The following is a 13533-nucleotide window of genomic DNA, read 5'->3' on the forward strand; positions in this document are numbered from 1 at the left end:
AAATTTTCTTGATAGGGGGTATATATTGCGATGATCAAGCTTCTAAACTTAAAGGTAAAAGATGAAGTGTATGAAATTTTAAGCAGCTGCAAGGGAATAATTATGCCAGAAAAGAGACTTGATTTTATAGATTTATCCCTTGGTGGAAAAGATAATATGGTGTTTGAGGTAAAGTATGAGGTAGAAGGTAAGGGTGAAGTAGTTGAGGCGATAGTTACAAGATGTAAAAATGGTATTGTTGTAAATTATACTGATGTGTACATGAGAAGAAGAGACCCAGATAGTTTAATTATTGGTGATGATGGGGAAACTGACAAACAACGATATAAAGACATTTATGGAGACAATTTTGAAAGAGTGAGGAAAGAAACATTTGAATGGCTGAAAAAACAAGAATTAGTAGTATATGGATTTTATGCTGGAGGAAAGGAACACGGGTATCCTGCTCTTGTAATAGCTCCGCTAAATGCCGCATTTTTTGGATTTGCACTTGCTGATATCCAGGGATTTATTCCAAAAAGCGAATTTGAAAAGATTGATGTTTTTGAACCAAAAGCAGTGATATATGTAGCTCCACCTTTTAGACATACACATTTTAACGGAAAACAAGTGGTTGTGCACAATAGGTTAAATGGCGTCCATGAAATATTTTCATATAACTTGTACCCAGGACCAAGTGCTAAAAAGGGAGTATATGGTGTGCTTTTAAACATCGGTGAAATGGAAGGCTGGGTTGCTGCACATGCTTCGACAGTCAGGATTGTTACACCATATGACAATGTGATAACAATAATGCACGAGGGAGCAAGTGGTGGCGGAAAGAGCGAAATGTGCCAGCAGATGCATAGAGAAAAAGACAATAGAGTCTTGCTTGGAGAAAATATTATAACAAAAGAAAGAATTTACCTTGAAATAAAAGAATCTTGCGAGATACATCCAGTTACAGACGATATAGCACTTGTTCATCCCAGCCTTCAAAAGGGTTCAAAAATGGTTGTAAAAGACGCCGAACAAGGTTGGTTTGTAAGACTTGATAATATTCCACATTACGGTACAGACCCACAGCTTGAGAGGCTTTGCATTCACCCACCCGAGCCGTTAATATTCTTAAATTTAGAGGGTGTGCCTGGTTCAACCTGTCTTATATGGGAACACACAATGGATGAGCCAGGAAAACCTTGCCCTAATCCAAGGGTTATTTTGCCTCGCAGGTTTATTCCGAACATTGTGGATGAACCTGTTGAGGTTGACATACGAAGCTTTGGTGTGAGAACACCACCTTGCACTAAACAAAAGCCGACTTACGGTATTATAGGGATGTTTCACCTTTTACCACCTGCATTGGCATGGCTGTGGAGGCTTGTTAGCCCCCGCGGTCATGCTAATCCAAGTATAACGCAGGCTGAGGCTTTGAGCTCTGAGGGTGTTGGTTCTTACTGGCCATTTGCAACAGGACTTATGGTAAAACAAGCAAACCTTTTGCTTGAACAGATTTTACAGTTTACAAAAACTCAGTATATTCTCATTCCAAACCAGCACATAGGTGCATACAAGGTTGGCTTTATGCCACAGTGGATAACAAGAGAATACTTAGCAAAAAGAGGTAATGTTAAATTAAGACCTGATCAGCTAAAACCTGCAAAGCTGCCGCTTTTGGGATGGGCACTTGAATACATGAAAGTTGAAGGAACTTATATACCAAAGTTTTTACTCCAGGTTGATCTCCAGCAAGAGGTTGGAGAAGAAGCCTATATGGAAGGAGCAAAGATTTTGACAGAATTTTTCAAGAAAGAGATTATAAAATTCAAAACATTGGATTTACACCCACTTGGAAGAAGAATTATAGAATGCTGCTTGGATGATGGAAGCATAGATGACTATGTATCTTTGATAAAATAGACAAAAACAATACCTCCCTGCAAAGAATATTTTGTGGGGAGGTCATTTATTGTTTTTTGAAGAGTTTGTGGTAAACTATATTTGGAAAGGAGAGATGAAAAGAGAGATGCATCGCAGCACTTTTGGTTTTCCCATAAAGAAAATTGGAATTATTGGTGGCGGACAGCTGGGAAAGATGCTTGCGCAAAAGGCAAAACAGATGGGCTTTTATGTCATCTCTTTAGATCCCAGCCCTGAGTGTCCTGCAGCTTCGGTTTCTGATGAGCTGATTGTAAGTGATTTTTACAACCCTGAAAAGTTAAAAGAACTTGTTGAAAAAAGCGATATCACCACTTATGAGATAGAACATATCAACACATCAGTGTTAAAAGACCTTTACGATAAGGGATATCAAATTTATCCATCGCCTTATTGTTTAGAGGTTATTCAAGACAAATACAAACAAAAGCAAATGTTCAAAAGTGCAAACCTTCCCGTACCAAGGTTTGAAAAGGTAACTCATTTGGATGTATCTTTTTTTAAAAAGTTTGGTTTCCCGTGTGTCCAGAAGGCTTCAAAAGGCGGCTATGATGGAAGAGGAGTTGTTGTAATAAAGGACAAAGAGGATTTAAATAAAGTACTTGAGACAGAATCTTTTGTAGAAGAGTTAGTTGACATAAAAAAGGAATTGGCAGTGATGGTTGCCAGGAACAAAAAAGGAGATGTTAAAAGCTATCCTGTTGTTGAGATGGTTTTTGAGCAGTCAGCTAACATTCTTGATTTTTTAGTTGCGCCTGCAAGGATTGACGAAAAGATAGCACAAAGAGCAAGAGAAGTAGCAATCAAGGTGGTTGAAGTGCTGGACGGTGTTGGTGTGTTTGGAGTTGAGCTGTTTTTAACAAAGGATGACGAAATTTTAATAAATGAAGTTGCTCCAAGACCACATAACTCTGGACATTATACAATAGAAGCATGCGTGACAAGTCAGTTTGAACAGCACTTGAGAGCAATCTGCGACTTGCCGCTCGGGTCTACAAAGCAACTTTCACCGGCTGTCATGATAAACCTCTTGGGCGAAAAAGATTATAAGGGAAGACCAAAGATAGAGGGCTTGGCAGAAAGTTTGTCTATAGAAGGAGTTTCGTTTCATTTCTATGGTAAGAAGATGACAGCACCTTTTAGAAAAATGGGGCATGTGACAATACTTGATGACGACTTGGAAGTAGCAATTGAAAAAGCAAAGAGAGTAAAAGAAGTGCTCAAAATTAAAGCGGAGGTGTAATTTTAATGAAAAAACCACTTGTTGGTATCATTATGGGGAGCGATTCTGACCTTCCTGTTATGAAAGAGGCTGCAAAGGTTTTAGAAGATTTTGAGATAGAGTATGAGATAACAATTGTTTCTGCTCACAGGACTCCTGAGAGGATGTTCAAATATGCAAAAGAGGCAGAAGTACGGGGTATAGAAGTTATTATTGCTGGGGCTGGCGGCGCTGCACACCTTCCTGGCATGGTTGCTTCAATTTCATCTTTGCCGGTTATTGGCGTTCCAGTAAAAACTTCTTCTTTAAATGGTCTGGATTCTCTTATGTCAATTGTGCAGATGCCAGCAGGAGTGCCTGTTGCCACTGTTGCAATTAATAATGCTAAAAATGCCGGAATTTTAGCAGCTCAAATCCTGAGTATAAAGTATCCCCATGTCAGACAAAAGGTAATTGAATATAAAGAAAAAATGAGATCAGAAGTAGAAGAAAAAGCTAAAAACTTAGAAGGCGTTGGGTATGAAGAATATCTTAAGAGGAGGCAGGAGGGATGATAAAAAATCATCCTGAAAATTTTGTAGCCAACAAAAGACGTTATATTTATATATTGTTAGGACTCATTATTAATTTATGCCTTGGTTCTGTATACTCATGGAGTGTGTTTAGAAAACCGCTGGAGCAATTATTTAAACTAAGTGCAACTGAAAGTAGTTTGCCATACATGTTTTTTCTTGTATTCTATGCTATTTTGATGCCGCTTGCAGGAAGGGTTTTAGATAAGTTTGGACCACGGATGGTATCAATAGTTGGAGGAATTTTAGTTGGTATTGGTTGGATTTTGGCAGGTTTTTCTAATGGTTTGATAAATCTGATTCTGGGATATGGAATTATTGCTGGAACTGGCGTGGGAATTGCGTATGGGGTACCAATTGCAGTTTCTGCAAAATGGTTTGAAGACAAAAGAGGATTTGCGGTTGGACTAACTGTCTTAGGATTTGGCATGTCACCTCTTATTACAGCACCTATTGCAAGAAAACTTATACAGATGTATGGTCCTCTTTTGACATTTAAAATATTAGGAGTAGTTTTTCTGATTATTATTATTTTATTATCAATCCCATTAAAGTTTCCATTTAGAGAAGTGAAAACTGATGAAGAATTTAAGACCAAAAAAGATAAACTTTCTTATTCTCCTTCTGAGATGGTAAAAACAAAAACTTTCTGGGCTCTTTGGTTTTGCTTTGTTATAGGAACACTGAGTGGACTGATGGCAATTGGAATATCAAGCCCTGTTGGGCAGGAGATAATAAAGTTATCAGCTGAAACTTCTGCTTTGTCAGTTTCTATATTTGCTATATTTAACGGGATTGGTCGGCCATTTTTTGGATGGCTTGTTGATAAAATTACACCGAGGTTTGCGGCAATATTTAATTTTTCTTTAATGTTTTTGGCATCGATGGGTATGCTTTTTGCAAAAGAAAAAATGACTCTTTTATTTATGATAACTTTTAGTTTGTTGTGGTTGAGCTTAGGTGGCTGGCTCTCAATCGCACCAACTGCAACTGCACAGTTTTTTGGAACAATTCACTATAGTAAAAATTATGGTATTCTATTTACAGGATACGGGGTAGGGGCTCTTTTAGGAAACTTAATGTCTGGAAAAATAAGAGATATTTTTGGGAGTTATATATTTAACTTCTATATAACAGCCATATTATCAATTATTGGAATCATAATTATTCTTTTTTACTTAAAACCAACCAGAAAATATGAATAAAAAATCCATCCTCATTGAGGTAAAATTTCAATCACAAGAAGAAAAACACCGCAATGAGGATGGTAAATAACAAAATTGAAAAAGTTAGGCATTTTTTATTCTTGAAACAAGTTTAATACCTGCAACAGTCATAGCAGTTGCCAGCAACAAAATTATTGCTATAAGCATATTTTTTATTTTATTTCTGCGCTCATACACGCTTTCATAAAGAGGTTTAAATGGTAAACCACCCAAAGGCATCTCTGACACATATTTATATGTCTCGAAGTAATTTAACATTTCTTTTGGTCTATTGTTTAAATTATTTTTTATTTCTTCAAAACTCCATATCATATTTTTATATTTTGCTGGATTTATAGTTCCTTCACCGTCAGTGCACCACCAATTTCCATCTTCTGAAACAATATATTTTGCTAATCCATCAAATGATAAGATTTTGACGTTGGTATTTTCTTTTTTGTATTTTAGAAAATCTTTCATGGTTTCTATTGCATTAAATAAATGGTAATTACCTATCGACCATTCTGACGAGTCATAACTGCCTATATCATCATACCAATTAATTTGAATATATCCAACAGGTTTATCTTCATAGTAAACGATTCTTAACCATTTTTTGTCAACAAATTGGTTATTAATAAGATCCTGAAACGTATCAATCCTAAAATTTTTCATTTTATCTTTAGCATTTTCTTCAAAATAGATAGATGTGCCACGTTCGGTTAATATCTTTTTGTAAGGAAAAACAAACGGACGATATAACTCATACTCTTCACTTAACTTGAACCTGGTTCGTTCATAAGGTGCTTTTTTACCGGTTAATTTTTCTAATTCTTTTTTAAAAGAATTTGAATCTTTGCTGTTTACTATATCACATATAATATTTAATGTATATTCAGCTGATACTTGCCTTTGTGACTTCATTATTTCTTCATCATGGTTTATAGTTGAACTTGAAAGCATATAAGCAAATGCTGGTGTATATAATAAACACATATTCAACAATACTACCAATACTAAAATGATATACTTTTTCATTTTTTACACCTCTCTCTCATGGTCTATAAACTCTTATTGCATCTAACAAATCCCAATCGTAATTATTGTCTATTAAATCATTGTATTTTTTTGAGACAACATATCCTACCCATGGATCCATAACGAACAATTCATTTATCAAAAAACCTCGAGAATCAAAATATTGATATGCACCACAAATTACGGCAAAATGTCCGGTTCCTACAAAAAAGTGTCCACCTATTGGACTTTTCAGATTGATTATCTGCTCACAAATTTGACCGTAAGATATTGTATAACCGCTTATAGGATACATACGTGATGAACCAACACCGAAATATCTTAATGCTCTTTGTACATCATAGAGCGAAGCAGGTTGATTTACATAACTTCCGTAAATATATTTTACTATATCCCACTGTGTTGCTTCTTGTCCAAAACCTAAATAGTTTCTACAATAGTATAATATCGATTCACAACCTGCTGCCCAGCACCAGTTTGAGTATGCTTGTTTTACATTTTTAACAGGAAGGCACACATTTGTAACTATATTTTCTGCAAATACATTATAGTAATTAATTACTATAAAAAAACTAATACAACAATCAAAAATTTTTTGTCTTTTTCACTTTTCATAAATTTAAATTTTTTCAGCACTTCATCTCACCTTTCTTTTTTTATCCGATTATCTTTATAATTAAAACATATCTGAAACTTTTCCTAGTCTCAATTAATAATATTGTTTTTTTTGCAGTATTTTGCATTCAAATTTAAATTATTTTGATATAACATTTGTCAAAAAAATACACGCTCAAAATTTGTGTTTATCTTTTAATAGAATTTTACTGAGTTTACATTGTATACTCTTTGAATTTATTGTAATTAAGTGGTTATGAATATTCTGTTCACCATTTGAAAAAAACATTTAAAAAAACTATTGACATAAAAATTACCATGTATTATAATTTTAATAACCAAGTATACAGATAGAAATTTATAAGTTTAAAGTTGAAAATTTACCTCTGCTCTTTAGCTTTTTGAGCAGAGGTAAAAAAATAACCCGAATTCGAAGTATTTCGATATTAATAATTAATATTAGGGAGGTACATAAATGGAAATAAAAAGATATTATAAAGTAATTACCTTCGTTATATTGCCAATTGCTTTTCTATTTCTCCTTTCAGGATGCTATGCAAGAAAAAAAGACAAAAATCTAAAGGTAAGAATTGCATTTTTCCCGAACATAACTCATGCCCAAGCATTGGTAGGGAAAGAACTTGGTATTTTCCAAAAGAGAATAGGCAAGGATGTAAAAGTTGAATATAAGGTTTTCAATGCAGGTCCGGCTGAGATAGAAGCGTTTTTAGCAGATGAGGTTGACATAGGCTATATTGGACCTATACCAGCGATAAATGGATTTGCAAAGACAAATGGAGAAATAAAGATTATTGCAGGAGCTACAAACGGAGGAATGATGCTGGTTTCAAGGCAGGATTTGAATATAAAGAATTTAGATGACTTAAAAGGCAAGAAAATTGCAGTTCCTCAATATGGGAATACCCAAGATATTGTATTAAGGTTTTTGCTAAGCAAAGCTGGGCTAAAAGATACTACCAAAGGTGGAGATGTTGAGATTATTCAAGCTGAAAATCCAGACATTAAAACTTTGCTTGATAGAAACCAGATAGATGCTGCGTTGGTTCCTGAGCCTTGGGGAACAAGGTTGAAAAAAGAAGTAAATAGCAATGTTGTGCTTGACAGTAGCCAAATAAGGCAATACATAGATATTCCTACAACAGTAATTATTACTACCACAAAGTTTTTAAAAGAGTATTCTGATATTGTAGAAAAATTTCTCATAGCGCATCTTGAGGTAACAGACTTTATTGAAAAAAATCCTGAAAAATCATATGAAATAATAAATAACCAAATTTCTGAGATAACTTCTAAGCCGCTGCCGGCAGACATCCTAAAAGACTCCTTCAAAAATATCAAACTTTCAAGCGAAATACAAAGGAAATCCTTAGAAAAAGCAATTGAGTCATATTTTGAGTTGGGATACTTAAGAGAAAAGCCAAATATTGAAAAATTAGTTAACACAGAAATTTTAGATAGAATCAAAAACAAAGAGGTGTACTAAAAATTGGCACTGGTAATTGAAAATGTAAGCAAGAGATTTCAATCAAAAAACAAAGAAATAAATGTGTTAGAAAAAATAAATTTAGAAGTACAAAAAGGGAAATTTATATGTATTCTTGGTCCCTCTGGATGTGGGAAGTCTACACTTTTGAATATAATAGCTGGACTTGAAAAACCATCTGAGGGAAAGGTTTTTTTAAACGGCAGAGAAGTCTTGTCACCCGGGCCAGACAGAGTTGTAATGTTCCAAGAGTCAGCTTTATTTCCATGGCTAAAAGTAATTGACAATGTTGAATTTGGTATGAAAATACGAGGTGTGCCCAAAAAAGAGAGACATGAAAGAGCGCTTAAATACTTAAAGATGGTTCACCTGACTAAGTTTAAAGACGTTTATGTTCACCAATTATCAGGTGGAATGAAACAAAGAGTTGCATTAGCAAGGGCATTGACGCTTGACTCTGAAATTCTTCTTATGGATGAACCTTTTGCAGCACTTGACAGCCAGACAAAAAATATCCTATTGCTTGAACTTCAGCGAATCTGGTGGGAGACTAAAAAGACAATTATATTTGTGACACACAATATAGAAGAAGCAGTGCTTTTAGCAGACAAAGTGGTGGTTATGTCTTCAAACCCGGGAAAAATCAAAAAGGTTTTTGAGATAAAACTTGCAAGACCGCGACTTCTTGATAATCCTGACATAGTCTATATGATATCTGCTATTATGAAAGAGTTAAAAGATGAGGTGGAAAAGATTGCAAAAGCAGAATACGATAGCGATTGGAGTTTTGAAAAGGACACTGTTTTATATAGCTCTGATAGCAGCTTGGGAATTGGTCTATAGAATTTTTGTTGAGCTTTTTAAGATATGGAAACCTTATGTTTTTCCATCTCCTGTATCAGTAGCAGAAACTTTTATAAGACTTCTGGATAACAATGTTTTGTTCATAGCAATCTGGGCAACAACTAAAAGAATGGTTATAGGTTATTTGATTTCTCTTCTTGCGGGAATTATTCTTGGACTTTCAATAGTAAAGTTCGGATTTTTAGATAGAAATTTAAGACCACTTATTCTTGGTTTTCAAACATTGCCAAGCGTCTGCTGGCTACCATTTGCCATACTATGGTATGGTCTTTCAGAAAAAGCCATTATATTTGTAACTGCAATTGGCTCTCTATTTTCTATAACACTTGCAGTAGAGTCAGGTATTAAAAATGTCAATCCACTTTATATAAAAGCAGCAAAGACGATGGGTGCAACAGGATTAAGACTTTACTTAAATGTTATAATTCCTGCAAGCCTTCCATACGTTATCTCAGGCATGAAGCAAGGATGGTCATTTGCATTCAGAGCACTAATGGCAGGTGAGATGCTTTTTGCTACGAAAGGTTTGGGACAAGTACTCATGGTTGGAAGAGATCTTGCAGATATGAGTCAGGTCATTAGCGTGATGATAGTAACAATTGTTTTCGGACTTGTTGTAGAAAAGGCAATTTTTGGTCCCTTAGAAAATCAAATAAGACTTAGATGGGGCCTTAAAAATACATGAAAAATTCCTGAGGGAGGTAGAAAAGAATGAAAATTAAGGCAAATGGTAATGAAGTACAAATTGAAAGAGAGATGACAATCTTTGAATTGTTAGATGTTTTGGATGTCTCAATGAAAGAATATGTAACAGTGCAAATTAACGGCCAAATTATCCCCAGAAGTGAATATGATAAGGTTACAGTAAAAGATGGCGATGAAGTTGAGTTTTTATATTTCATGGGAGGGGGACTATTATGAAGTTAACAGACACCCAACTTGAGAGATACTCAAGACACATCATCCTAAACGAGGTCGGCGCAAAAGGACAGCAAAAACTTTTGGAATCTGAGGTTTTGATCATTGGGACTGGGGGACTTGGTTCCCCTGCTGCAATGTTTTTAGCAGCTGCTGGTGTTGGTACAATTGGGCTTGTTGATTTCGACGCAGTTGAGCTTTCCAATCTTCAAAGACAAATAATACATTTTACACCCGATGTAGGCAAGCCAAAGGTGTTTTCTGCAAAAGAAAAGATAAACCAAATGAATCCTGATGTGGAAGTAGTAACTTATCGTGAAATGGTAAATTCAAGCAATATTATAGACATCATCAAGGATAGAGATTATGATTTTATAATCGACGGCACAGACAACTTTCCAGCTAAATTTTTGATAAACGATGCCTGTGTAATACTAAAAAAACCATTTTCACATGCAGGTATCATAAGATTTGATGGGCAAACCATGACTTATGTGCCAGAGAAAGGGCCGTGCTTTAGATGTATCTTTCAAAACCCACCGCCACCTGATGCAGTTCCAACTTGTAGACAGGCAGGAGTTTTAGGTGTGATGGGTGGTATAATTGGGACAATTCAGGCAACAGAAGCAATTAAATATTTGCTTGGAATTGGTGACCTGCTAACAGGATATATCTTAATTTACAACGCTTTGAAGATGGAATTTAGAAAAGTAAAGATAAACAAGAGAGAAAGCTGTGAGATATGTGGTAAAAATCCAACAATAAAAGAATTAATCGACTATGAACAGCCTCAGTGTGATTTAAAAGGTTAAGGATAAGAGTACCAAAAGTGAATGCCAAAAACGGGAGGGATAAATTAGAATTGATAATATTGCCAAAAACATTATATGAGGAGATGTTAAATCATTGTTTGAACTCCTTGCCTATTGAGGCGTGTGGACTTCTGGGTGGAGTTATTGAGGATGAAAAGAGAATTGTTAAGAAAGTTTACTTGCTTACCAATGTAGACCAAAGTTCAGAACATTTTTCAATGGACCCACTTGAACAGTTTGCAGCTGTAAAAGACATGAGAAAAAATGGCTGGGTATTACTTGGCAATTTTCATAGCCATCCAACATCACCTTCAAGGCCATCTGAAGAGGACAAAAGACTTGCTTTTGACAGGGATTTGAGCTATCTTATATTATCACTCATGGATGAAAAAAATCCTGTTTTAAAATCATTTAGGATATATGAAAGCTATGTGGAAGAAGAAGAAATCCAAATCATTTAAAAAGATTAGGGGGTAATCTGAGGTGAAAGAAATAAATTACAGTGAGCTAAAAAAAGGGGGGTTTATGCGACAGGTCCAAAAAGGTTATTTTTCTATGAGGCTAAGAGTTGTTGGCGGAAGACTAAGTGCCGAACAATTAAAAAAAATATACGAGGTTGCAAACAAATATGGTAGAGGATATGTACACCTGACTGCACGACAGGGAGTAGAAATACCATTTATCAAACTGGAGGATATAGAGGCAGTTAAAAAAGAGTTATCAGAAGCAGGACTAGAGCCTGGTGCATGCGGACCAAGAGTAAGGACAATTACTGCTTGCCAAGGCTGTAGCATTTGCCCAAACGGAATTATAGACACAACAGAGCTTGCCAATGAGTGTGACAAAAGATATTATGCTCAGGAACTTCCACACAAATTTAAAATCGGAATAACAGGTTGTGGTAATAATTGCCTTAAAGCTGAGGAAAATGATTTAGGTATAAAAGGAGCAGTAAAACCTGAGTGGGAAAAGAACAGCTGCACATTTTGTGGACTTTGCCAGGCTGTATGTCCAACAAAAGCAATACAAATAGATGAGAAAAATAAAGAGATTACCATAGATAGAGACAAGTGTACCTATTGCGGAAGGTGTGTAAAGTCGTGCCCGACTAATTCGTCGAAAGGCAAGCCAGGCTATCTTCTCTATTTTGGTGGTATGTTTGGAAACAACATAGCGCTTGGAAAACAAATTTTGCCAATACTATTTTCAAAAGAGGATGTTCACAAGGTCATTCAGGCTACACTTGAATTTTATAAAAAATATGGCAAGCAAGGCGAAAGATTCAGAAATACCTTAGAGAGAGTGGGATGGGATATATTTAAAAAAGAGTTGGAAAAAGCAACAGAAAAATGAAAGGAGTGATTTTGATGAGTGATATCAAGGCTGATGTTTTTCTGGACATTACTAATCTTGTATGTCCTATGACATTTGTAAAAGCAAAAGCCACAATGGAGGATATGGAGGCAGGACAAATCATAGAGATAAGAATGAACGAGGGTGAGCCCATTCAAAATGTCCCAAGAAGCTTAAAAGAAGAAGGACATGAGATTTTGAAGGTGATAAATAACAATGATGGGACATATACAATATTTGTAAAAAAGGGTGTGCAGTAATGAGGTTTAATACTTCTTTAATTCATGGAGGTATTGGTCAAAAAGAAAATAAGGGGGCAACTAACATTCCGATATACCAATGTAATTCTTTCCAATATGAAACTGCACGTGAGTTGGAAGAGGTTTTTTCTGGCAAAAAGCCAGGCTTTATATATACAAGGATTAACAATCCCACAGTTGAAGCGTTTGAAAGAAGAATAGCATTTTTAGAAGAAGGCATTGCTGCTGTTGCCACATCATCTGGCATGGCAGCCGTTGCCTTAGCAATATTGAATTTAGTAAGAAATGGAGATGAAATTGTTTCAGCAAGCGGGATTTTTGGTGGCACATATTCATTGTTCAGATCATTTGAAAACCTTGGTATTAAGACAAGATTTGCAGAAGATAGCAGCCTTGAGAGCTTTGAAAAGCATATAACAGAGAAAACTAAAGTAATTTTTGTAGAAACAATAGGAAATCCAAAACTGGATGTGCCAAATATCAAACAAATAGCTGAGCTTGCGCATGAGCATGGTATTGCACTCATTGTTGATAGCACTGTCACAACACCGTACCTTGTAAAACCCATAAAACTCGGTGCTGATATAGTGGTTCATTCTACATCAAAGTTTATAAATGGAAGCGGCAGCTGTATTGGCGGAGTTATAGTTGCAAGCAGCAACATGAAAATTGATTATGATAGGTATCCGCTTATTAAGGAATACAAAAAGTATGGTGAATTTGCGTACATTGCACGACTTCGAAATAATTTGCTTAAAGATTTTGGCGCCTGTATATCGCCTTTTAATGCATTTTTAAATACAATCGGGCTTGAAACCCTCGGTGTTCGTATGCAAAAGATTTGCGAGAATGCTCTTTGCCTTGCCAAAGCCCTAAAAGAAAATAAGAAGGTTGTTTCAGTAAATTACCCTGGGCTTGATGAAAGTAGTTACTTTAGAGTTGCAACAGAACAGTTTGGAGGCAAATATGGAGCAATTTTGACAATACGGGTTGGAACAAAGGTGAATGCCTTTAAAGTGATAGATTCATTGCGATATGCCATAAATTCAACCAATATAGGAGATGTAAGGACACTTGTTGTACATCCTGCGTCAACTATATATGCAAGCTTTTCTGTTGAAGAAAAAGAATCTATGGGTGTTTATGAAGATATGATAAGAATATGTGTTGGCCTTGAGGATGTAGAAGACATAATAGAAGATTTTTACCAGGCACTTGAAAAGATTTAAAATGGCATGTTTCCCAAAACTAAA

General features: G+C 35.5%; 15 protein-coding genes. 13 read left to right on the forward strand and 2 right to left on the reverse strand.

Translation table 11 applies throughout. The annotated features are described in order from the left end of the window. Positions 1-30 precede the first annotated feature (30 nt). From ATHE_RS05880 to ATHE_RS05895, 4 genes are read left to right on the forward strand one after another with little or no spacing between them, the layout of a single operon-like run. Positions 31-1899 (forward strand): DUF4914 family protein, encoded by a 1869-nt coding sequence (locus ATHE_RS05880; RefSeq protein ID WP_015907671.1) that lies wholly within the window; start codon positions 31-33, stop codon positions 1897-1899. A gap of 49 nt (positions 1900-1948) precedes the next feature. After that, positions 1949-3160 (forward strand): 5-(carboxyamino)imidazole ribonucleotide synthase, encoded by a 1212-nt coding sequence (locus ATHE_RS05885; RefSeq protein WP_015907672.1) that lies wholly within the window; start codon positions 1949-1951, stop codon positions 3158-3160. 5 nt (positions 3161-3165) lie between these two features. Continuing rightward, a complete protein-coding gene (gene purE, locus ATHE_RS05890; RefSeq protein ID WP_015907673.1) occupies positions 3166-3693 on the forward strand; it encodes a 5-(carboxyamino)imidazole ribonucleotide mutase in 528 nt (175 codons plus the stop codon). Further along, positions 3690-4916: an L-lactate MFS transporter gene (locus ATHE_RS05895; RefSeq protein WP_015907674.1), complete on the forward strand. Its 1227-nt coding sequence runs from the start codon at positions 3690-3692 to the stop codon at positions 4914-4916. Before purE ends, ATHE_RS05895 begins: the two co-directional genes overlap by 4 nt. Before the next feature lie 84 nt (positions 4917-5000). Here ATHE_RS05895 and ATHE_RS05900 read toward each other — a convergent pair whose 3' ends face one another. Together ATHE_RS05900 and ATHE_RS05905 are read right to left on the reverse strand one after the other, a co-directional pair. Next, positions 5001-5954: a hypothetical protein gene (locus ATHE_RS05900; RefSeq protein ID WP_015907675.1), complete on the reverse strand. Its 954-nt coding sequence runs from the start codon at positions 5952-5954 to the stop codon at positions 5001-5003. A 16-nt stretch (positions 5955-5970) separates the two neighbouring features. Continuing rightward, positions 5971-6471, reverse strand: coding sequence for a papain-like cysteine protease family protein (locus ATHE_RS05905; protein ID WP_015907676.1), 501 nt, complete (start codon positions 6469-6471; stop codon positions 5971-5973). Positions 6472-7044: 573 nt separating this feature from the next. On the opposite strand from ATHE_RS05905, the gene ATHE_RS05910 reads away from it, so the two are divergent. The 9 genes from ATHE_RS05910 to ATHE_RS05950 are packed head-to-tail and all read left to right on the forward strand — an operon-like array spanning position 7045 to position 13509. Continuing rightward, entirely contained in the window at positions 7045-8073 is a 1029-nt protein-coding gene (locus ATHE_RS05910; protein WP_015907677.1) for an aliphatic sulfonate ABC transporter substrate-binding protein, read from the forward strand. 3 nt (positions 8074-8076) lie between these two features. Then, complete coding sequence (locus ATHE_RS05915; protein ID WP_015907678.1) at positions 8077-8916, forward strand: ABC transporter ATP-binding protein; 840 nt, start codon at positions 8077-8079, stop codon at positions 8914-8916. Further along, a complete protein-coding gene (locus ATHE_RS05920) occupies positions 8906-9622 on the forward strand; it encodes an ABC transporter permease (RefSeq protein ID WP_041727131.1) in 717 nt (238 codons plus the stop codon). The genes ATHE_RS05915 and ATHE_RS05920 overlap by 11 nt, the downstream gene beginning before the upstream one ends. Before the next feature lie 26 nt (positions 9623-9648). Then, the gene (gene thiS / locus ATHE_RS05925; RefSeq protein WP_015907680.1) at positions 9649-9858 is read left to right on the forward strand and encodes a sulfur carrier protein ThiS; all 210 of its coding nucleotides are present in this window, start codon (positions 9649-9651) and stop codon (positions 9856-9858) included. Beyond that, entirely contained in the window at positions 9855-10667 is an 813-nt protein-coding gene (locus tag ATHE_RS05930) for a HesA/MoeB/ThiF family protein (RefSeq protein WP_015907681.1), read from the forward strand. The genes thiS and ATHE_RS05930 overlap by 4 nt, the downstream gene beginning before the upstream one ends. A gap of 50 nt (positions 10668-10717) precedes the next feature. Further along, positions 10718-11128, forward strand: a complete 411-nt coding sequence (locus tag ATHE_RS05935; RefSeq protein WP_015907682.1) for a M67 family metallopeptidase — start codon at positions 10718-10720, stop codon at positions 11126-11128. 22 nt (positions 11129-11150) lie between these two features. Next, on the forward strand, positions 11151-12020 hold the full coding sequence (locus ATHE_RS05940) for a 4Fe-4S binding protein (RefSeq protein WP_015907683.1): 870 nt from the start codon (positions 11151-11153) through the stop codon (positions 12018-12020). A gap of 14 nt (positions 12021-12034) precedes the next feature. Beyond that, positions 12035-12280 carry a sulfurtransferase TusA family protein gene (locus ATHE_RS05945; protein WP_015907684.1) on the forward strand — a complete coding sequence of 82 codons (246 nt, stop codon included), beginning with the start codon at positions 12035-12037 and terminating at the stop codon, positions 12278-12280. After that, the gene (locus ATHE_RS05950; RefSeq protein ID WP_015907685.1) at positions 12280-13509 is read left to right on the forward strand and encodes an O-acetylhomoserine aminocarboxypropyltransferase/cysteine synthase family protein; all 1230 of its coding nucleotides are present in this window, start codon (positions 12280-12282) and stop codon (positions 13507-13509) included. The genes ATHE_RS05945 and ATHE_RS05950 overlap by 1 nt, the downstream gene beginning before the upstream one ends. Positions 13510-13533 lie beyond the last annotated feature (24 nt).

Source organism: Caldicellulosiruptor bescii DSM 6725 (assembly GCF_000022325.1).
GTDB lineage: Bacteria > Bacillota > Thermoanaerobacteria > Caldicellulosiruptorales > Caldicellulosiruptoraceae > Caldicellulosiruptor > Caldicellulosiruptor bescii.